Consider the following 20896-nt stretch of genomic DNA (forward strand, 5'->3'; position numbering starts at 1 on the left):
CGGATGCACCGACGTCTGCCGGTGGACAGCGCCCTGGTGTGGCTCGTTGCTGTCATTCCGGTGTTTTAGCGTGACATGAATATGGCACAAAGAAATGGAATGAACATGCAACAAGATCACATTATGAAAATTTAATTTCAAATTGGTGTTGCAGAATGGTAAATGCATGAAGCCAATCACAAAGGATACAGGGCGCATATCCCCATGAAAACCAGGTTAAATTTACATCCTGGTAATAATGATGTTGTTTTCAGTGGGTTAATGTAAATCAAAGAATACAACGCAGATCACATTTTTACGCCATAATATCTTAGAATAGAATTTATATTTCATTACTGTGATCAGGGTAAAACGAGGATGGGCGGCCTTCTGGCATCGGTCTGGAGGGGAAGAAAGCCCGTGGGGGAGGTTATAGGATGAATGTGTGGCCGGCGGGAACGCTGGGTAAAAATGCAGAGAAGGGGGATCCTCTGCATTTTACCCATCACGAAAAAGATCAGTGCAGTGCGGGCCAGTAGCCTTCGTTGGCGACGATCAGTTCATCGAGGATGGCTTTCGCCACCGCGGCGCTGGGCACCGTTTTCGACAGCGTGATGGCCTGCCACAGTTTCTGGTAACTGCCTTCAACCCAGGCGTCAACCACCAGTTTTTCGACCGCCACCTGCTGCTCCATCAACCCTTTCTGGAACGACGGGATTTTCCCCATCGCCAGCGGTTCCGGGCCATTGACGCCCACCAGGCAGGGGACTTCCACCATCGCCGTCTCATCAAAGTTGGCGATCGCCCCGTTGTTCTCCACGATCAACAGCATCCGCTCCTGGGTGTTAAAGGCGATGGCGCAGGCGAGGTCGACGATAAAGGTGGCATGGGCCCCGGCATGAAAATGCGCGCCTTCCGCCGTGCCGCGACGGGTAATCTCCCGGGCCATATCGAAGACCTCTTTTTCACGCCCGGCCATCACCTCGTTCGCCCGCGTAAAGTCTGGATCGGCGTGCGCCACCTCATAGTCAGGATAGAGATAGTATTTCAGATAGGTGTTAGGCAGCGTCGACGGATCGAGGGCAAACACATCCTTCACCTTTTTAAAGGTTTCGATCCAGCTTGGCGCTTTATGCTGAAAATCTTCTTTTGGACTGCTGTATCCCTGGTCCGCCACGTGACGCTTCAGCGCCGGCATCAGATCGTTACCGGCTTCATCGGTGATGCGGGTCCACCAGCCGAAATGGTTCAGGCCATAGTAGCGGACGTTCAGCGCCTTGCGCGACGGCAGGCCGAGGATGTCGGCAAACAGCCCCTCGATAGCCACCGGCATATCGCAGATGTTGATGATGCGCGCGTCGGGTCGCAGGCGACGGGTGGCTTCCGCCACAATAGCCGCCGGATTGGAATAGTTGAGCATCCAGGCGTTCGGGGCGTATTGCTGCATATAATCGACCAGCTCCAGCACCCCGGCAATGGAGCGCATGCCGTAGGCAATCCCACCCGGACCGCAGGTCTCCTGGCCCGGCACGCCATATTTTAACGGGATCTTTTCATCCTTTTCCCGCATCTCATACAGGCCGACACGAATATGCGCCATCACAAAATCGACGTCAGTGAAGGCCGCCTGCGGATCGGTGGTATAGCTGAACGTCACCTGCGGGAAGCGTTCTGCCACCAGAATAGCGCAGGCGTCGCCGATCGTTTTCTGACGCTGGTGATGGTTATCGTACAGGCGGATCTCCCGCAGGGGAAAGCGCGACATATTTTCCAGCAACATCATCACAATCCCAGGAGTATAAGTGCTGCCGCCGCCGGCAATCGTGACCACAAAATTATCTTTCATTTACCACCTCGTTATTCAGTAACACCCAGACTGGCGTTGACCGCCGTTCGAATTTTGTTAACCCCCAGGCCATAGATCACCTGCACATGGTTGCCTTTGATCAGCACGCTGCTCCCGCCGCTCTCTTTCAACAGCGACGGCTGGATGAGGGCGGGGTCCCGCACATTGACCCGCAGACGGGTAAAACAGTTTTCCACTACGCAGACATTCTCTTTTCCGCCCAGTCCCGCAATCACCAGCGTACCTTTATCGGCACTCTCGCTTGCCTGGCCCGTCTGCTCGGAAGGCTCCGCATCGGCAGCCGCTTCACGGCCCGGGGTGAGCATCCGCAGACGGGTAATACAGAAGGTGCCGACCAGGTACATGGTGGCGGTTTCCAGCAGGCCGAGGGCGACAAACACCGGCCAGCGCGTCACGCTGGCGCCGGCAGGGAGGTTATAGACGACAAAATCGATAAGACCATTGGTGGCGCAGACCCGGACGTTCAGCAGCCAGGCCAGCATCTGGAAAACGCCGTCCAACAGGGAGTAGATAAGCCACAGCAGCGGAGCGGTGAAGATAAAGAGGAACTCAAAAGGTTCGGTGATCCCCACCAGAACGGAGGTCACAATTAAGGGGATCAGCGTGACTTTAAGCCGCTGCTTATTCTCCGGTTTCGCCGTACGGTAGAAGGCGAGCGCCATACCGGCGGTGCCAAAAATCTTCACCATCCCGTAGGTTAAAAACCGGGCGGAATCACTCAGCGCCCCGATGGGATGACGGGCGATTTCGGCAAGGAAAATAGGCTTGGCGCCAATAACCGTTTGACCATCAATCAGCAGCTGTCCGCCGATGGAGGTAAAGACAAACGGCGACCAGATAAGATGATGCAGCCCGGTCGGGATCAGGAACCGGTTGAGAAAACCGTACAGGAAGACCCCGATGGCGCCAAAGGATTTCATAAAGCCGGTCAGCGCCGAAATGCCCAGCTCAACCACCGGCCAGAGATAGACGGTGGCGATAGCAAACAGGCCAACCAGCGGTAGCATCACGATCAGCACCAGCTTACTGTTGCCGTAGATCGACAGCGCGCCGCGAAACTCAATGCCGACCACGCGGTTGTGGACAAAGGCGACGGCGCAGCCAAGGATGATCCCAAGGAACACGCCCATATCAATGACCTGAAAGCCAAAGATAAAGGTTTGTCCACTGCCGTACAGTTGCGCGTTGGTGGCCCCGGACGCCAGGCGATGGGTCAGGGTCAGCCAGCTATTGTTCGCCGCCAGATACACCAGCCAGGTCATCGCCGCCACGAAGGCCGCTTCGGCTTTGCGGGTTTTCGCCAGGCCGCTGGCCAGCCCAAGGCAGAACAGAAAGCCGAGATGGTTCATCAGCGCCCAGAGCATGCTGGAGACGAATTTCCCCAACAGGTAGAGCGCGCTGCTTTCATCCACCCACAGCCGGTTGGTGGTCATGCTGAACAGGGCGATCAACAGGCCGATAGCCGGCAGATATAGCACCGGCCCGATCATTGCCCTGGAAAAGTCCTGAAGCTTTTTCACGCCAATCATGGTTGTCCTCTCGTCTTCGCAGACCTGATGAATAGGCTTATCAGACTAGGAGCAGACCACCGGGATCCCGAGCAGGAAAAGGGCCATCTGTGATGAAAGTCATATATATTGTTGTCGGACAGATATATAAATATGGCGAAATTTATAGATGAGTTAGTGTTGAAATTTTCGCTGAAATGTAAAAATAATCTTTTATTTACATTAAGTTATTCACTTATCTGTTTGACGAGCGCCACCTTAGCGAGACATCTAAAAGTGATTTATAAAAAGATTGCCACTGAACTGAAGGCCCGCATCAACAGCGACGACTATGCCGTGGGCGATATGCTGCCCAGCGAAAAAGCGCTCGCTGCGGAGCTGCAGGTCTCGGTGATGACGCTGCGCAAAGCGCTGGCGCAACTGGAGGAGGAAAAGCTGATCGCGCGGCGGCACGGCAGCGGAACCTGCATTGTGCGTAAAAGTAACTATCACGGCGGAGAACTGGAGGGCTTTAACTACCAGATGCAGGTGGTAGGCGTCACCAACTACCGTAACAAGGTCATTGAATTCACGCTGCTTGATGCTCCTCCGGCCATCGCCCAGCAGTTAAAGATCCAGCCGGGGGAAAAAGTCTACTACGTCAGGCGGCTGCGGCTGATTGATGAGGTCCCGATCCTCGTGGAAAACAGCTATATTCCATTCGCCACCTTTCCCTGGCTCAGCGTGGGTAACCTTGAGCAGTCTAAATTCAACTATTTCAAAAAAGAGTGTCATATCACCATCATCGAGAGCCACCGCAGCTATACGCCGGTGCTGGCGACCCGCGAGCAGGCCGAGCTGCTGCAGGTGGCGCCAAACAGCCTCCTGCTGCGGGTGCAGTCGGTGAGTTATGCGCAAAACCGGGCGATCGTCGATTTCTCAGAGATCTACCAGAACACCAGTAAGTACAACGTGAAGCACATTACCCGCCGCTAGCGGATTCAGGTCAGCCATCCCCTGGCGATCAGCTCCATTCCCAGCGCCAGCAGGAACAGCAGAAAGCCCTGACGAAAGCGTCGCGGGCTGAGACGCGAGCGGATCCACTGTCCCAGCCACATGCCGAGTAGCGCGGGCAACAGCGCCAGCCCCGACAGCAGCAGCGAATCAGCATGCCAGCCATCGTGCAGGGAGAGGCCGGTCGCCATCGCCAGGGTGGAGAGGGTGAACGACAACCCCAGGGCCTGCACCAGCTCGTCTCGACGAAAACCCAGCGTCTGCAGCCAGGGAACGGCCGGAATAACAAATACCCCGGTCGCCCCGGTAATAACGCCGGTTAGCCCACCCATGAGCGGCGACAGCCACTTCTCCACGCGGGCGGAAACCTGCAACGCCGGGCCACAGAGCGCATACCCGGCATAGGCTATCAATACGGTGCCAAGCGCCAGCGCTGAGCACCGAGGGTTGAGGCTGATCAGCAGTGACGACCCCGCCAGCGTTCCCATAATAATCCCGGTCATCATAAGCCAAAGGCGGCGCACAATCTGCACCAGTGCGGGGCCAGCCAGCAACTGCCAGAGATTGGTTAACAGCGAGGGAAGCACCAGCAACGCCACTGCGGCCTGCGGCGGCATCAGCAGACCAAGCAGGCCCATCGCCACGGTGGGTAATCCCATGCCGGTCACCCCTTTGACCAGTCCGGCGGCGATAAAGATCAGCAGTAAATAAAAGATGTGGAGATCGAACATCATGGCTCACTTTTCAGGGTAGAAAGGGACATTGAAACCACTGGTCGCTGAAGCCACAATGCGGTATGTTGCCCTAAGACTACGGGAAAACCGAAGGGTGGGGAGGGTGTGATGCGGATGGATCTGGCCGATCTGCGACTGTTTATCGCCATCGTGGATACCGGCAGTATTACCGGTGGGGCAGCCATGGCTCATCTGGCCCTGGCCTCCGCCAGCGAAAGAGTGCGCAAGCTGGAGGCAGAGGTCGGTGTTCCCCTGTTGCAGCGTCATGCCCGCGGCGTAACGCTGACTGAGGCCGGGGAGGTACTGGCGCGCCATGCACGTCCGCTTCTTGCGCAGCAGCAGCGTCTGCGCCAGGCGATGAGCGCCTTCGCCCGCGGTCAGCAGGGGACGCTGCGGCTGTTCGCCAACACCTCGGCGATGTCGGCCTTTCTGCCGGGCAAGCTCGCCGCCTGGATGGCAGCGCATCCGGCGGTGCAGATCGACACCGAAGAGCGCACCAGCGCGGATATCGTCAGCAGCATTCTGGCGGGTGTGGCGCAGGCTGGAGTGGTCTCTGATGCCGTCGACCCCGGGCCGCTGCATCTGGATCCTGTCGCCGATGATCCCCTGGTGCTGATTGTGCCGCCGATTCACGCTCTGGTCGGAGCGAATGAAGTGGCGTTTGCGGCGGTCATCAATGAGCCGCTGGTCGCCCTCTACCAGACCAGTGCGCTGCAGCAGCATATTGAACAACATGCCGCCGGGCTCGGCCAGGCGCTAAACGTCCGGGTCCGGATGAGCCATTTTGAAGGGCTTTGCGAGATGGTGGCTCACGGCGCCGGCGGGGCGATCCTGCCCCGCGTCATTGCCGAACGCTACCAGCAGCGCTACCGGTTTGCCGTCATCGCACTGCAGGATCGCTGGGCACAGCGCCGCCTGTGTCTGTGTTATCAGGATGATGCCCGGCTGACGCCAGCGATGCGCCGTTTGCTGGCGTGGCTCCGACAGCCGTGAGAACATGGGTGACAGTGTCACTTTTCATGCCCGCTATGGCTACTGACATTCGTGTCAGAGATGCGATAGTAGAGGTCCGCTTTTATTCAGACGCTAATCAGGACAGACAAGATGAGTACATTACCAAAGGTCGCGGTGCTGGGACTCGGCGCCATGGGACATGCTTTTGCCAGCAATCTGCTGAAGAAAGGTTTTACCGTCGCTGGCTGGAACCGTTCGCCAGCGCGCGGTGAAGATTTACAGGCGCAGGGATTGATCATACATACCACACCGCAGCAGGCGGTCGCTGATGCCGAGGTGATCATCAGTATGCTCGCTGATGGGCAGGCCACCCTTGAGGTACTGTCGCAAATAGCGCCTGCCTGTCAGCCGCAGGCGATCTATTGCCAGATGGGCACCATCGGCCTGCCGGAGACGCAGGAGGCTATCGCCTTGCTGCGGGCGCTTCAGCCGGCGATGACCTTCGTCGATGCCCCGGTTTCAGGGACCAAAGCCCCGGCGGAGAAGGCGCAGATCCTGGTGCTCGCCAGCGGAGATCGTGAAAAGTGTGCTGCTGCCGAACAGGTGTTTGCGGCTATCTCCCGTGGGACGCAGTGGTTTGGCGAGGCGGGCAACAGCCAGAAAATGAAGCTGGTCCTCAATGCCTGGCTGATTTCGATGATGCAGGGCATCGCGGAAAGCGCCCAGCTGGCGAAGACGCTGGGCTTTACCCCCGACCAGCTATGGAGCGCCCTGGAAGGCGGCCCGCTGGCCGCGCCGTATGTCAAAGTGAAACTGGATGCCATCGCCAGCGAGCAATTCGCGCCGCAAATGCAGCTGGCGCATGCGCTGAAAGATGCCCGGCTGGCGCTATCCCTGGCCGAGCCGCACACCATGCCGGGGCTGGATAACATTGCCGAACTGTGGCAGCAGGCGGCGGACGCGGGATATGCCGGACAGGATTTGTCAGCGGTGTATCAGTGGCTGTCGACGTCGTCAAAAGCGTAGTTTTTACGCACTCGTGTTGGCAAAAAAGTGGCCATTACGGCCACTTATCCTGAGGTGCTACTTCCCGGAGACATCCGTGCGAGTGTCGATCCCTTCGTCAATTCGTTTAATCATATAGGGAAAGAACGGATTGGAAGACTGACGCATCAGCGAGTCCAGACCCACAACCAGCACCGAACGCTCGCCGCGAGCTGCAAACGTGCCGAGGCTGATCCCATATTGATTCAGCGGATGGGGATAGCGCCCGTACAGCGAATCGCTTAACGGGAAGGGGAGCGCGACATGAGAAAGGGAGTATACGTCCGGCAGGTAGCGCATTCCCTGCAGCTTTTCCACTGTGGTGTCTGTTTTCCCGGCAGGTGTTGTGCGGATTTCCATATCGGTACTGGCCGAATTCGCGTTAGTGATGATCGTGGTCTGATAAGCGCGTGGCGGCGCGGGCAGCAACCGCGCCAGCGCGGTGTAAGACGTCCGGCGTAATAATGAATTAAACCTGACGGCATGATTCAAATCGAAGAGGACAATTTCACTGCCATTTTCCGGCAAACGGTTATAAAGCGCCGTCACGATCGCCCGCGTACTGACCGTTGAATCCACAACGGACTGAAAGGTCAATACCGGCGGTAAGCTGTTAAGTCTGTGATTTCTCGAGTCAGTCACTATCTGCTTTTGCAGCGCTTTGGTCAGCAGGAAGGACTGCCGGGCGGCGTTCGTCGGGAAGGAGTTATATTTGAACGGATTAAACTCGGGCATGATGTTTAACCATGCGGCTTTCGAGAAGGCGGGAAGAAACGCGGGCCAGCCGGCGAGGCCGGAAAACCGCGCGAAGCTGGTAATACCGATCATCGGAGAAATCAGGATCACCCGCTGGGGTTTTGCCAGTTCGGCATTATCCAGCGCGTCCAGCGAATATTTCATTGCCAGCGCGCCGCCGTTGGAAAATCCGACGATATGCAGGGGCGCATCATTACCCGTCAGTCGTTTCGCTTCTCTCACCGCAAGGCGCGTGGCGGCAAGCCAGTCCTGCCAGTCCACATCGGTCAGCCCGGCGGGAACCGTCCCATGGCCTGGTAATCTGATACCGATGGCGACATACCCCTGTTGCCGGTAATTTTCAGCGATATGCCGCAGGCTGTAGGGGGTATCTGTCAGACCATGCAGCAACACCACGGCGCCTTTCGGTTTGCCATCCGGCATCATGATATATGACCGATTCCAGTTGGTTGGAAACGAGTCCGGATAGATGGGGCTGTGACGATAGTAACGATTCAGTTCGGTTTGCTGCTCAGCGTCCAGCTTATCGGTAACCTGGCGTTTTACCTCACTGAAGAGCGCATTCTCTTTGTTGATGTAATCGTTCCAGTCAGCATTGTCGATTTCATCCGCGTCCATCTCATGCGGAACCCAGGTATGCCAGAGCTGCAGCTCGGGTCCGCGCTGAATGTCATAAAGGCGTAGTCCCAGAGCGCCAACGATCAACAGCAGCAGGGATAACCCGATACGTTTTAACCACGTTACCCATTTCAACGCGTTGCTTCCTTTCTTAATGACATGTTTTCTGAGTATAAATAAACATGGTCAGGGATATTTACTTTTTTACGCAGGACCGGTCGTGAAGCGCGCTGAGCGGTCCTATGGCATTGGGGTTAGCGACGCAAGACCAGTGGACGGATCCATCAATGGCCAAGCGCTTACTGGCTGACGGCTTCAGCGGGACACCGTCGAACATTCGCCCTTTATGTCATCTCTTAATAAACAAAAATTCCAGCGCCGTCCGTCACTGCGCAACTCGGTGATGCTGAGCGGGTGGACGTCGATACGTGCAAATGAGTGAAGTGGGGCGCCGAGAACGTTGAGGATCATGGCACGGATAGTGGAGGCAGACGCAATTACACCGTGTCGGCCTGGAATATCGACGTGTTTTGCCAGCCAACGGCCACAGCGCGCCAGCAACTGAGCACGTGACTCTCCGCCCGGCGGCGGATCGCCCTCCAGCCAGGCCAGGAAAGCGTCGGCGTCTTGCGTCATCACCTCACGTACTGGCCGACCGGCCCAGATGCCGTAGTCGGGTTCCGCCAGCTCCATCACCGGGGTACCCTGTAAAGAGAGCGCTGCGGCAGTTTGTCGGGCGGCGGTCTCCGGGGAGATCCAGACGCGGTGACAACGGGCGACACGGCTTTGTAACTGACGCGCCCGCTGCCATTCCCGCGCCTCCAGAGGGTCATCACAGGGGAAATGTGAACCTCGGGACGCTGCCGTTTCTCCCTGACAAATCAACGTTAGCGACGCTCTCATAATGTGTTAACCGCGGCGGAAGGCTGGGCGCTGCACACCTGTCGCCGGCGTGCGTTCGGCTAAGGCACCGAACGCCACACCGATGACGCTCCAGAGCACCAGGTGCGTGCCGAAGGAGCTGATACGGAAACGCCATAGCAGGTCCGCCGGGAAGTGTTCGGGCACTTCGTTCACTGTCGGCATCAGGGCACAAACCACGAGCATCAGCGCCACCGCGAACAGCGTTGCCCACATCATCGCATTTCCTCTACCGAGGCGCGGTATTAGCTGATGTGATAACCACGCGGCCGCGATGACGATGCCGATGGAAAGCAACATCATGACGAAGTACAGTTCGGTACGATAGCCGATGGTCTCCGGGTTACCAACCGCGGGCGGATTGGGTGGGTATTTCAGACCAGGCATCAGGCTCATGACCAGAAAGCCGACCAGCGCCAGGCCTAACGCTAACAGACGCGGGTTCGATGGTCCGAAGCGCTGATAGCTAAAGGCCCAACTCAGCGCCAGACCGCCGCCCAGCGCTGCGCCGAACAGCACCATGCCGGCCATTAGCCCGATCCCGGACTGGGTTTGACGGCTAAACACCTCTTCTTCACCGCCGTCAGCCGACGCGCTGTGTTGGTGTGAATGAGCGGCCAGACTTTCTTCAATCCCGATAGCGCGATCGACCTGCGGCTCGCCGAAATGGTGTGCAAAGGCAAATGCCACCAGTCCAGCCAGAATGCCTGCTATCATCCCCTTGAATAATAGTTTCCCAATCATGTCCGCCTCCTCAGTGGCAGGGAAAACCCAGTAGATGGCGTGCGTCGTGGAAGAATTCATGCACCTGGGTGCCGGAAAACATCGACGTCGCACCTTGTTCCGCACCGACGAAATAGATCGCTAACAGTGCCAGCAGGGTGGTAAACAGTGCCCAGGGCAACAGCGCCGCGACCGGTATCGGAGTGGCCGGGGTGTTGGTGGTAAGGGTGATATCGCTCATGATGTGACTCCGTTGTTAATTTGGCTGATGGAAGATTGTGCCGGGCTCACCGTGACCGGAACGCCGAGTGGAAGCGAGTGGTGGTTATGCGCCGGCGGACAGCTGGCATTGGCCAGGACGATCGGCTGACCATGCGGCGTGTTGATATACGCCAGTCGCCATTCCTGGGTCCGTCGGGCAATGTCATCCGGTGCGGTCAGGTGGAGGGCGGTGATCATGTTCTCCATTGCTGTCGCCCACTGGCGATAGTAGGCATCGTTCACGCTTTCGCCGGGCTGCGCCGGAGCCGCCTTGATCGCTTCGCTGAACGTCCGTACCCATTCTGCCCACGGGAACAGCCCCGCCCGGTGCAGATGGACGATCAGGGAGAAGGCTTTCGCCTGCCAGGGCTTATCAAAAACCGGCCCCTCCTCGTCGCGGGGTAACCCGACGGCGGCGTAATCATGCTGTGTCGCAATGCTCATGCTTCCTCCAGATAGTCGTCCCACAGATCGATGTACACGTTGTCCGGGCGCGGCGTGCCCCACAGTTCCAGCGCGGTGAAGCTGACGCTGTAGACGTGCTGAGGATGTTCGCCCAGACCGTGCGCGGCAGTGTCCGGCGTGATGAACACGCCGTGATCGGTCTCAATACGGCCGATTTTCCCGCGCACGTAACGCGGCAGGCGGGTGTGGGTGGTTGGGTTGATGTTTTTTGCCCGAACCCGGTCTCCGGCCTTAAAGCGGGGAGCAATATCGTGACTGACGCGCGCGGAGGCGCCGGTACTGACAACCATCGCCACGATGTCCTGCGTCAGCACCGGCGTGCCCGGCGCGCAGGGGGCAGGGGTCGAGCCACCCCAGAGTTCTTCGGCGGTGATCACGCCTTTTTCCAGCAGCAGCGTTTCAAATGCGTGCAACCAGTGCTCGTAGTAGCTCGCCTCCAGGTAGTGGGCTGGATCCATGCGTTCAATGGCGTGGCGGAATTCATCCACATTGAAATGTCCGCCGACGAACAGCGAGGCGAACAGCGGAAATACCCGGCGCTCCCATTCATGGTGGAAATACGGCTCATTTTCCTCATTGAGGATCGGGCCGAGGCCGTGCATACCGCCCAGATCATGTATCCCGTTCATGGTTTTCTCCTCTTATTATGGCGCGGCGACCAGGCCGGTGCCGATCATGGAATCACGGGTGACCAGTTCGATCAGCTGCGCTTCGCTCCAGCCGTCGGTACCCGCCGGACGTTCTGGCAGGACCAGATAGCGCAGTTCCGCGCTGCTGTCCCAGACGCGCACCTCTTTACTTTCTGGAATGTTTACCCCGAATTCGGCCAGAACGCCGCGCGGGTCGATAACGATACGCGAGCGATAGGGGGCCGATTTGTACCACACCGGCGGAAGACCCAGCACCGGCCAGGGGTAGCAGGAACATAATGTACAGACGGTCACGTTGTGCACGTCCGGCGTGTTCTCCACTACCTGCATGTCTTCACCCTGTACACCGGAGAAACCCAGCTCGGCGATGGCGGCTGTGGCGTCCTCCAGTAGCCGACGTTTATACTCCGGATCACTCCACGCTTTAGCGACCACCTGCGCGCCGTTACGGGGGCCGACCTTGTGTTCATAAGTGTCAATCAGTTCATCCAGTGCCGCCGGGTCAATCAGTCCTTTCTCCTGTAGCAGGGATTCCAGCGCCCGGACGCGTAGCTCGATGTCCGCCGGCGGTTCAGTATGGTCGTGGTCGTGTTGATGGCTCATTTTATGGTTCCCGATGGTTAAGGGTTAAAACATCCGCCAGTCGCCGGAAGCTTCAAATGCGGCGGCGGCCTGATAAAGGGTGCTTTCGGCGAAGTGGCGTCCTACCAACATCATTCCTACCGGTAAGCCGTCGACCAGCCCACAAGGGAGAGTCATTGCCGGATGGCCGGTAATATCCTGCGGCGCGGTATTGCCGATCATTTCAAATGCGCGGGAGATGTATTCGGTAATGGAGCAGTCAGGTTCCGGTAATGGCTGAGCGACAAGCGGTACAGTGGGCATCACCAGCAGGTCGAAGTCCGCCAGCGCCCGGTCATAGCCCGCACGCGCGCGACGCGCGATATTCTGCGCCTTGGCATAGTAGCGGCCATGGTAGCGTTCCAGCCCGTACTGGCCGACGAACATGCATATCTTCAGCGATGGGGAAAGCGCATCGGCGTTGTCACGCCACTGGGCGTGCTTGTCCAGCAGCGCTACGTCATATTGTCCTTTCCAGTTAAAGCCCATGCCGTTGCCATGCATCATCTGCGCGGTCAGCCCCTCGCAGCCGATAGGGGACCAGAGCGCCCCCGCCAGGCTATGCTCCGGTACCGAAATCTCGCCGACCGTCGCGCCCAATTCCTGCAGACGGGCGACGGCAGCGCGAACTTTCTCCGCGACTCGCGCATCCAGGTTCGGCAACTGAAAACCTTCGGCCATAATGCCGATCTTTAAGCCACGGACTCCCTTACCGAGCGCCTCGGTATAGGCTTCCACTTTGGGAGCATACTGACGTGGGTCCAATCCGTCCGCGCCGGCAATGACCTCAAGGACTAAGGCATTGTCTTTTACGCTGCGGGTCATCGGCCCGGTATGGTCGAAAGTGGCTTCGATCGGCATGATGCCGGTATAAGGCACCAGACCGTGGGTCGGTTTCAGGCCATAGAGGCCACACCATGCGGCGGGAATACGCGCAGAGCCCCCTTGATCGCCACCCATGGCCAAATCGACTTCCCCGGAAGCGACCAAAGCGGCGCTGCCAGAAGATGAGCCACCGGCCGAGTAGCCGCGGCGCAACGGGTTATGCACGGGCGCCGGATCGGAGGTATGGCTGCCTCCCGACAAGCAGAAGTGCTCGCAGGTGGCTTTGCCGAGAATAGTCGCGCCGGCATCCAGCAGTCGGGTGGCAACGGTGGCGTCGTAGAGGGGGACGAAACCTTCCAGCGTCGAGGCGCCGTTCATCATCGGTACGCCAGCCAGCGCGATGTTGTCCTTGAGCACCACGGTGCGGCCGGCCAGTTTACCGGTTGCTGCACCTGTCACCTCGGTCTTGTAATACCAGGCATTAAGCTGGTTTTCGTCGCCTTCAGGACGATAGCCGGCGGCGCGTGGGTAGTGCACCGCGGGGATCTCGTCGGGCAGGGCGTCAATGAGATCATAGGCGTCGAAATTGGCCTGCATCAGCGCCAGATATTCTTCGGCTTGTGCAGGCGTCAATCGTATGTTTAGCCGACTGGCGAGCGCTTGCAGCTGTTCAATGGTAGGACGTTCAATAGCCATGGAGTTCCCTTTGTATGGTGTTTGCCAATGCAACCTGCCTTCAACATAAGCCCGAAATGTCATCACTACATGGTTGTGCAGGTCAGTCATTTGGCTGAGACGGACACCCGCCTGTTGCGCGGATGTCCTTCCTCGGTTAAGACGGTTTATCTGTTTTCGGCCAGTGAATGCCGACGCTTTTCATCCCTTTGGTGACGTCCATGTCAGGGTGCGCGAGTACCACATCCCGGTATGAAGGGCTGCCGATGACGGCGGGTTTGAACTGGGTCAGGAATGCGGTAACCTCTTCACGGATATCCTGCGGAACGTTGAAGTTCTCGTAGCATTCATCAATAGCCTCGAATACGGCTTTCCAGTGCACTTCGGTCAGCCCCATTCCGCGGTGCGCGGTCACCATATCTCGTCCCCGGTAGACCGTGTTGCCGCCCCAGTGCTTGCACAGAAAATCGACAAAGTTGATATGCTCTTTCTGGAACGACGATTCGGATACGTGCGCCCAGATATGGCCGATATCGGGATGCTTCATACAGGTCTTCAACACCTCTCCTGCGAAAGCGTAAACGGCGTCATAACCACCGAGACGTTCATAAAGTGTGGGTTTTTGCTGCTGATCGGTCATGATGGATTTCTCCGTTGCGGGTGAGTAGTGAGTCTGGGGATGTCTCTGTGCCGATTCGCATCAGAACAGTTTCATCACGCGCAGGGTGGTATGTAGATCTTCCTTAAAACCGCCATCGACGTTGAGGTCGCGCTGGAGCAGACCCTGTACCTGCACCGTGGGGGTGACGAATTTCGATAATTCCAGCCGGACCTGATCGACGCGCGTCGCCTGTCCGTTCTCGATACCGTCAAGCTGCTGTTTGCCGCCCCAGTATTGGGAATAACCGGCGGCCAGGGTCCAGCTCTTATCGGCGGGCGGCGTCCAGGTCACCCAGCCCTGAAACTGATAGGTGTTGTCCTGCTTGAGTCGACCGGTGCCGATGCCAGAGGCGTCGTCGTTGACGCCATACCACATCACGTCCGTGGAAAGTTGGGTGGCGAAACCGTTACCCAGCTGCTGCACGCCGCCGAGCTGAAGGTCGAACTTCCAGCGATTTTCACCGACGTTTAGCGTGCGTCCGGCGTCGTAGGAGCCCGCGGGGAGGTACAGGTAAGGCACAATGGCAAAGGTTGTGCTGGGGTTGTTGACCAGCCAGACCGGCGCGGCAAGGATGGGATCGCCCAGGCCGCTGGCTGAATCAAGTCGAACGCCGTTTAGTGAGCCATTGTAAAGGCGTCCGTAAGGCAGCAGCACTTGCGGCGCAACCGTAAAGCCACCGACGTCCATGTAGTGAACGTAACGAAAGATGCTGACGAAGGAGTCGAGCCCGGTCTCTTGCTTAAGTTCACCGCCCCCGGTGGGGGTGAAGCTATCTCTCGTCGCGTAGGTGAAATATCCCAGAACGGCATCGGTGCCGGCGGGGGCGGGAATGAGGTCCTGCGAATTGAGATCGACCGCATGGGCCGGGCCGGTTGCCAGCCACAGTGTGCAGGCGGCCAGGCTGATGCGAAACGTAGCGTTACTGAAAGTCATGACGTTCCCCCTCTTGTCTGATGTCGTGTTATGTCCGGAGCACGGTGTGGCCGGAAGACCTTACGCTTACTGATACTAGGGAGAAATTTGCGGCGTACTTGCTTCAGCAGGACAGTCGTTTGGCTGGAAGGGACATTCGGTTGCGGGCCTACCCCTCGTCGTGTGATGGTCCGCCATAGTGCAGACGCCGCACGTTTAGGGTGCGGTTCCACGTTTTGTCGTTCCGCTATTCGACGCCCTATATGCCAGCAGAAAAGGGGGGGCGCGGATTTTCAGTGATAGTTCCCGGTAACTTAGCGCCGATCGGCGTAACTGAAAGAGGGTGTATTAGCTCGTTGGCATGATAGTTGCTGTCTGCGGAAACGTTTCTGTCGTTTTGGCGGAATTCCCGGCGCGAGGTGAATGATGATGAATAGCATGCAGTCTGCGGGCAGTCTCCACTATTCAACCGTTGGCGTTACCGAGTCGCGCCGCTTCGAGTACTGGAACGACGTAGTGTTACGCCACTGTATTCCAGCGGCCAGCGCCCCTCTGGCTGGGGTCGACTTTGATGCACGGCTGACGGTACGTGGAGTGGGTCTGGTGGATATGTGTTCACTGTCCGCGCCGCTACACAGTTGGGATCGCACGGCCCGTTATTTGCGCCAGGGCCCCGACGACGATCTGTGGTTGGGGTATATGCAGGATGGATACGGTCAGCTTGAACAGGGGGGACGCAAGGCGACGCTGGCAGCGGACAGTCTGGTGCTCTACGATGCCGCCCAGACATTCCGCTTCAGTCTTGGCGGGCGCGATAATCATCTGGTGCGGATCCCCCGCCATTTGCTGAGCTGTCATTTACCTGGGGTCGAACACCTCACCGCGATGGTGCTCGACGACCGCCGCCCGGGCGTGATCCCATTGCGCGAAATGCTGCGTCAGGCGGCAGCGATGCCCGCCTGTCTGAACACAGCGGATATCTCCGGCCGCTTCTCCCAGACGTTGCTGGATCTACTGGTACTGAGCCTGGAGCTACAGGACCTGAACAACGTTGGTGTTGAGCGCGATCTGTATTCCCGGATGATGAACTACATCCGGCGGCAACTTGTCGATCCCGATTTGAACATCGAAAGCCTGGCACGGGCGCACCACGTTTCCGTTCGCACCGTCACGCGTGCTTTCGCCCGCCATAAAAAAACGCCGATGGCAGTGATTTGGCAGGAGAGGCTGCAGGCGAGCCGAGAGGCTATCGAACGCGGACGAGTCAGTAGCGTGTCCCAGGCGGCGCTGGATTTCGGCTTCTCTGATTTCTCTCATTTCAGCCATGCCTTCCGCAAAGCCTTCGGCATTTCTCCTCGTTCTCTGCTGCCGAAGAAGCAGTAAAATTAGGTCTCCTGTTATCCACGCGTTGCGCCAGCAGGTGGATGACACGATGGAGCAAGTTCTTTGTCTTGCAGCGAATAACCTGGCAGACCCCTGAGGCGAGGATACGACGGCACGCTACTCATTTTTCACGAGTCTCGCCTGAGGACGTCATTCTCAGGTGTAACAACAGGCTAAACGATGCCGGTAAAACGGTCAGTGTAACCAGCGTGGCAACCAGTAGTCCCCCGATAATCGCATAGGCCATCGGTCCCCAGAATACCTGATGAGAGATGGGGATCATTCCCAGAATGGCGGCACAGGCAGTCAGGCAGATGGGGCGCGCACGATGCTCTGCGGCCGCAATAATGGCGGCATCGCTTGCCATCCCCTGAGCAAGGTTGCTGTCAACCTCGCTAATCAGTATGACGGCGTTACGAATGATCATGCCAGCGAGCGCAATCACGCCAAGCAGAGCGACAAATCCCATTGGTGTTCCGCCAGGTAACATAGCCAGCACGATACCCGGTAAACCAAACGGGGCCATCAGTATAGCCAACGCCATACGGGAATAGTTGCGCAACTGGAGCATCAACAGCAAGAGCATGATGACCAGTGTCACCGGCAGAATCGCATAGACCGAACTATTACCTTTTTCAGACTCAGCAACCGCGCCCCCTTCTTCAATGCTGTAGCCTTCAGGCAGTTCCGCGCGCAACCTGTCTACCGCAGGTCGCATCGCTGCGGATACTGCTTCGGCGCGAAGTCCCGGGGCGAGGTCAGTTTGCACGGTAATGAAAGGCAAACGCTGTCGACGCCAGATAACCGGATCATCCACGCCCCAGACTGGCGTGGCAAAGGCGCTGAGGGGGATTTGTTTACCGTCATTCCCCTGAATAGTCAGCGAAGAGAAGGTGGCAAGGTTAAGACGCTCATTGTCCCTGGCCCGGAGCACCACATCGACAAGGCGGTCATTATCGCGAACCGACGTGACTATACTGCCGGACCAGACGGTATTGAGCATCCGGGCCAGACTTTCTGACGACACGCCCGCAGCCCGGGCTGCGGTCTGATTGACCTTGAGGGTAATGACTCTCTCCGGTTCGCCTGCCGTCTGATTAACCTCGCGAGAGGAGGGGGACCGGCCAATGACATCGCTCAGGCGGTTCGCGATCGACCTGACTTTCAGATAATCTGGCCCACTCACCCGGTATTTCACTGGCCAGCCGACGGGGGGCCCAAGTTCCAGGGGCGATACGCGCGTGATGATGTCGCTAAAGCCCATAGCCAGTATCCTGTTTAACTGTCGATGAAGACGATCCCGCGCTTTAAGATCTTTAGCCACCACCACTATCTGGGCGATATTTTCATTTGCCAGAAGCACATCCATAGGCAGGTAAAAACGGATCGCTCCCGACCCAACGTATGTCGAAAAGCGCTCAACGTTGCGGTTGCCTGCCAGGGCCTTCTCCAGCTTTTCAGCCGTATTTTGCGTTTCCGACTGCGAGGCATTTGCCGGTAGCGTCAGGCTTACCAGCAATTCTGGCCTGTCGGAGGCGGGGAAAAACTCCCCCTGCATAAAGGTTGTTCCGTAAACGGACAGACCAAGCGCAATGAGAGCAAGACACACGGTGGCGAAGCGGTGACGCAACGCCTTGCGCAGTAGCCACTGGTATCCGCGGGCCATCCGTCCAGGACCTTTCGCCTTCTGTCTGATGTTGTCAGATAACAGCCACGTCCCGGTTAACGGTGAAAACAGGATCGCGACAACCCATGAGCACAGCAGGGCGATGAGCACCACGGCAAACAGGGAAAAGCAATATTCACCGGCGCTGGACGCAGCAAATCCCACAGGAATAAACCCGGCAATCATCACAAGGGTGCCCGTCAGCATCGGAAATGCGGTCGTTTTAAAAGCCCGGGTCGCCGCCTGCCGGCGGGAATCCCCGGCTTCCAGACCAGAGACCATGGTTTCCACGGTGATCATGGCGTCATCGACCAGCAGACCCAGCGCGATAATCAATGCGCCGAGAGAAATACGCTGCAGACCTATTCCTGCCAGCATCATTCCCGTAAAGGTCATGGCCAGAACCAGTGGAATGGCCGCAGCCACTACCAGTCCGGCTCGTAAACCCAGCGAGACAAACGAAACGGCCAGGACGATCGCCACGGCTTCGATAAGCACCCGGATAAACCCGCTTACGGCGTCGCTGACCACCGCTGATTGATCGGCAACCTTGACCATCTCAATACCGTGCGGCAGCGTGACGCTGATGGCATGCATTTTTGCATTCAGCGCGGCGCCGAAACGCAGCATATTACCGGTCGGCGCCATCGAGATAGCCAGCCCGATGGCGGGTTTGCCGTTGACCCGGTAAACCGGCTGGGGAGGCTCGGCGTTTTCCCGACTAACGGTGGCAATATCCGTCAGAGGAAGGTAACGATCGTTAATATGCAGCGTGACGGCACGTAAGCTCGCTTCAGAAGTCAGTTCCCCGCTGACCTTTATCACCATATTTTCCTGTCCGGTGCGGATCATACCTGCCGGGACAACCGCATTTTGTACTCTGAGGGCATCCGCTACCTGCTGGATGTTCAACCCCATACCTGCCAGACGCGCTGGAGAAAAAGAGAGAACTATCTGTTCCTGCTGCTCACCCAGCAGGCTGGTTTTTCCGATATCCGGTAACGACATGAGCTCCCGGCGGATTGTCTCAACACGGTCCCGGACCTCCCGCAGGGTATAGCCCTCAGGTATAAAGCCATAGATCGTACCGTACGTGTCATCAAACTCATCGTCGACGGCGGGGCCCTGAACGCCTTCTGGCAAAGAGGGGGCAATATCCTGCATTTTCTTACGTACCTGATACCAGATATCCGGCACCTTTTGCGGCGGGGTATCGTCACGAAGATTGACATTAATAACGGAGCTCCCGGCACGGGTTTCACTTTCGAGATAATCAAGCCAGGGAGTTTCCTGCAGCTTTTTTTCCAGCGTATCGGTCAGCAGTCGGGTGGTATCCGTTACGGATGCCCCGGGCCATTGCGCAGAAACAACGGCCGTTTTAATCGTAAACGCCGGATCTTCGTTACGTGGCAGGTTCTCATAACAGAACGCGCCCATAGCAATGATCAGCAGCATGAAGAAACTGACCATCTGCTGATGATTTAGCGCCCAGGAGGACAGGTTAAATTTCTCATTCAATACGGGTTTCATGATTCGCACTCCCCGGCAATCACCGGCTCGCCGGAGCGTAATTTACTCACGCCGGCGGTAATCACCCGGTCGCCTGGTTCAAGTCCGCCGGAGATAATGACCGTGGTGGCGGTATAGTATGCTGGTACCACCACGCGAAGCTGCGCCTGCGACTGTGGGTTAATCACATAAACCGCCGGTTTGTCGTCGACGCGGCTCAGCGCTGAAGCGGGAAGGGCGTATCCATGCGGACCCGTTGCGGGTAACGTGACGGTGACGCTGGCGCCCAGCGCCATTGCCAGCGGTGGGTTTTGCAGGGTAGCCCTGACGCGCCATGTGCGGGTCTGAGGATCGGCCTGCGGGCTAATATCTCTTACCGCGGCGGACGCTTGCACCGACGGGTCGCTGAGCAGGGAAACTCGCAAGCCAGCCTGTTCCTGTGGCGGGATCGCCTCGGGTTTAGCGATATCAAACACCACATCGCGGGCTTCACCGGTCGCCAGCGTCAACACCGACTGACCACCATTGACCACCTGACCCGCAGAGGCGCTTACTTCGGTGATCACGCCGCTTTGCGGCGCAATCAGACGCGTCCAGCCAAGGCTTTCCCGGGCATTACGCAACGCGGACTCGCTGTTTTTTAAACGCGCGCGGGCGACAAGCCAGTCTGCGCGGGCGGTATCGAGCTGCGTGCGGGCAATCGCGCCTGTTGGCATGAGCTTTTGCATTCGGTTGACGTTAAGTGCAGCAACCTGAGCAGAGGCTTTGGCTCCTTCATAATCAGCCTGTGCGCCATCGAGCTGATTCTGACTGGTTGTATTTTCAAGCGTGGCCAGCAGTTGCCCTGCATTGACCCGATCGCCAATATCGACGCTACGCGTCACTATCCGGCCGCCGGTACGAAAGCTCAGAATCGTTTCATCGTGCGCATGGATCTCTCCGGTTCTTTCCAGCGCGGGAAGGGTTTGCGCTGAGCCAACAACAACGTAGCGCACCGTTCGCACAGGATCAGTCGTATTACCCTGGTTGTCCCCGCATCCAGGCAGCAGAAAAATCACTACCGAAAGAATGGTCAGGGGGAGAAAGTGCAGCCAGGAAAGGGTGCGCGCCACGTCGTACAAATGGTGCAGACTGTGGCGGAGGGAGAGTAAAAATTCATCTGACATAACGC

At 57.8% G+C, this 20896-nt stretch carries 19 protein-coding genes; 4 read left to right on the top strand and 15 right to left on the bottom strand.

What is annotated here, in order from left to right; genetic code table 11:
- Window positions 1-496: 496 nt before the first annotated feature.
- Together CWM54_RS05065 and CWM54_RS05070 are read right to left on the bottom strand one after the other, a co-directional pair.
- A complete protein-coding gene (locus tag CWM54_RS05065) occupies window positions 497-1825 on the bottom strand; it encodes a 6-phospho-alpha-glucosidase (protein WP_100696254.1) in 1329 nt (442 codons plus the stop codon).
- Between the two features lie 11 nt (window positions 1826-1836).
- Window positions 1837-3375 carry a PTS transporter subunit EIIC gene (locus CWM54_RS05070; RefSeq protein ID WP_100696256.1) on the bottom strand — a complete coding sequence of 513 codons (1539 nt, stop codon included), beginning with the start codon at window positions 3373-3375 and terminating at the stop codon, window positions 1837-1839.
- A 255-nt stretch (window positions 3376-3630) separates the two neighbouring features.
- Here CWM54_RS05070 and CWM54_RS05075 point away from each other — a divergent pair, with 255 nt between their 5' ends.
- Entirely contained in the window at window positions 3631-4329 is a 699-nt protein-coding gene (locus tag CWM54_RS05075; RefSeq protein WP_100696258.1) for a GntR family transcriptional regulator, read from the top strand.
- A 5-nt stretch (window positions 4330-4334) separates the two neighbouring features.
- On the opposite strand, the gene CWM54_RS05080 is transcribed toward CWM54_RS05075, so the two are convergent.
- A complete protein-coding gene (locus CWM54_RS05080; protein ID WP_100696905.1) occupies window positions 4335-5078 on the bottom strand; it encodes a sulfite exporter TauE/SafE family protein in 744 nt (247 codons plus the stop codon).
- 111 nt (window positions 5079-5189) lie between these two features.
- Between CWM54_RS05080 and CWM54_RS05085 the strand changes: the two genes are divergently transcribed.
- Both CWM54_RS05085 and CWM54_RS05090 read left to right on the top strand, forming a co-directional pair.
- On the top strand, window positions 5190-6074 hold the full coding sequence (locus tag CWM54_RS05085) for a LysR family transcriptional regulator (RefSeq protein ID WP_100696260.1): 885 nt from the start codon (window positions 5190-5192) through the stop codon (window positions 6072-6074).
- Between the two features lie 111 nt (window positions 6075-6185).
- Window positions 6186-7061, top strand: a complete 876-nt coding sequence (locus CWM54_RS05090; protein WP_100696262.1) for an NAD(P)-dependent oxidoreductase — start codon at window positions 6186-6188, stop codon at window positions 7059-7061.
- 57 nt (window positions 7062-7118) lie between these two features.
- Here CWM54_RS05090 and CWM54_RS05095 read toward each other — a convergent pair whose 3' ends face one another.
- From CWM54_RS05095 to CWM54_RS05140, 10 genes are all read right to left on the bottom strand, one after another.
- Window positions 7119-8588: an alpha/beta hydrolase gene (locus CWM54_RS05095; RefSeq protein WP_100696264.1), complete on the bottom strand. Its 1470-nt coding sequence runs from the start codon at window positions 8586-8588 to the stop codon at window positions 7119-7121.
- Between the two features lie 180 nt (window positions 8589-8768).
- Window positions 8769-9356 (bottom strand): histidine phosphatase family protein, encoded by a 588-nt coding sequence (locus tag CWM54_RS05100; RefSeq protein ID WP_008804895.1) that lies wholly within the window; start codon window positions 9354-9356, stop codon window positions 8769-8771.
- Between the two features lie 6 nt (window positions 9357-9362).
- Complete coding sequence (locus tag CWM54_RS05105) at window positions 9363-10118, bottom strand: CbtA family protein (RefSeq protein WP_016161021.1); 756 nt, start codon at window positions 10116-10118, stop codon at window positions 9363-9365.
- A 10-nt stretch (window positions 10119-10128) separates the two neighbouring features.
- The gene (locus tag CWM54_RS05110; RefSeq protein ID WP_008804893.1) at window positions 10129-10338 is read right to left on the bottom strand and encodes a CbtB domain-containing protein; all 210 of its coding nucleotides are present in this window, start codon (window positions 10336-10338) and stop codon (window positions 10129-10131) included.
- Entirely contained in the window at window positions 10335-10802 is a 468-nt protein-coding gene (locus CWM54_RS05115) for a nitrile hydratase accessory protein (RefSeq protein ID WP_008804892.1), read from the bottom strand. Before CWM54_RS05115 ends, CWM54_RS05110 begins: the two co-directional genes overlap by 4 nt.
- Window positions 10799-11452 carry a nitrile hydratase subunit beta gene (gene nthB, locus CWM54_RS05120; protein WP_100696266.1) on the bottom strand — a complete coding sequence of 218 codons (654 nt, stop codon included), beginning with the start codon at window positions 11450-11452 and terminating at the stop codon, window positions 10799-10801. The genes CWM54_RS05115 and nthB overlap by 4 nt, the downstream gene beginning before the upstream one ends.
- Before the next feature lie 15 nt (window positions 11453-11467).
- Window positions 11468-12076 (bottom strand): nitrile hydratase subunit alpha, encoded by a 609-nt coding sequence (gene nthA / locus CWM54_RS05125; protein WP_061154603.1) that lies wholly within the window; start codon window positions 12074-12076, stop codon window positions 11468-11470.
- A 24-nt stretch (window positions 12077-12100) separates the two neighbouring features.
- On the bottom strand, window positions 12101-13615 hold the full coding sequence (locus tag CWM54_RS05130) for an amidase (RefSeq protein WP_048268422.1): 1515 nt from the start codon (window positions 13613-13615) through the stop codon (window positions 12101-12103).
- A 136-nt stretch (window positions 13616-13751) separates the two neighbouring features.
- On the bottom strand, window positions 13752-14234 hold the full coding sequence (locus CWM54_RS05135) for a group I truncated hemoglobin (protein WP_008804888.1): 483 nt from the start codon (window positions 14232-14234) through the stop codon (window positions 13752-13754).
- 60 nt (window positions 14235-14294) lie between these two features.
- Entirely contained in the window at window positions 14295-15188 is an 894-nt protein-coding gene (locus CWM54_RS05140) for a transporter (protein ID WP_050887159.1), read from the bottom strand.
- A gap of 408 nt (window positions 15189-15596) precedes the next feature.
- Between CWM54_RS05140 and CWM54_RS05145 the strand changes: the two genes are divergently transcribed.
- Window positions 15597-16550 carry a helix-turn-helix domain-containing protein gene (locus CWM54_RS05145; RefSeq protein WP_032730996.1) on the top strand — a complete coding sequence of 318 codons (954 nt, stop codon included), beginning with the start codon at window positions 15597-15599 and terminating at the stop codon, window positions 16548-16550.
- 121 nt (window positions 16551-16671) lie between these two features.
- Here CWM54_RS05145 and CWM54_RS05150 read toward each other — a convergent pair whose 3' ends face one another.
- Together CWM54_RS05150 and CWM54_RS05155 are read right to left on the bottom strand one after the other, a co-directional pair.
- Entirely contained in the window at window positions 16672-19746 is a 3075-nt protein-coding gene (locus CWM54_RS05150; RefSeq protein WP_100696268.1) for an efflux RND transporter permease subunit, read from the bottom strand.
- Window positions 19743-20891, bottom strand: coding sequence for an efflux RND transporter periplasmic adaptor subunit (locus tag CWM54_RS05155; protein ID WP_100696270.1), 1149 nt, complete (start codon window positions 20889-20891; stop codon window positions 19743-19745). The genes CWM54_RS05150 and CWM54_RS05155 overlap by 4 nt, the downstream gene beginning before the upstream one ends.
- Window positions 20892-20896: the final 5 nt, after the last annotated feature.

The sequence above is a fragment of the Klebsiella sp. D-Nf1 genome (genome assembly GCF_002810515.1).
Lineage (GTDB): Bacteria > Pseudomonadota > Gammaproteobacteria > Enterobacterales > Enterobacteriaceae > Klebsiella > Klebsiella variicola.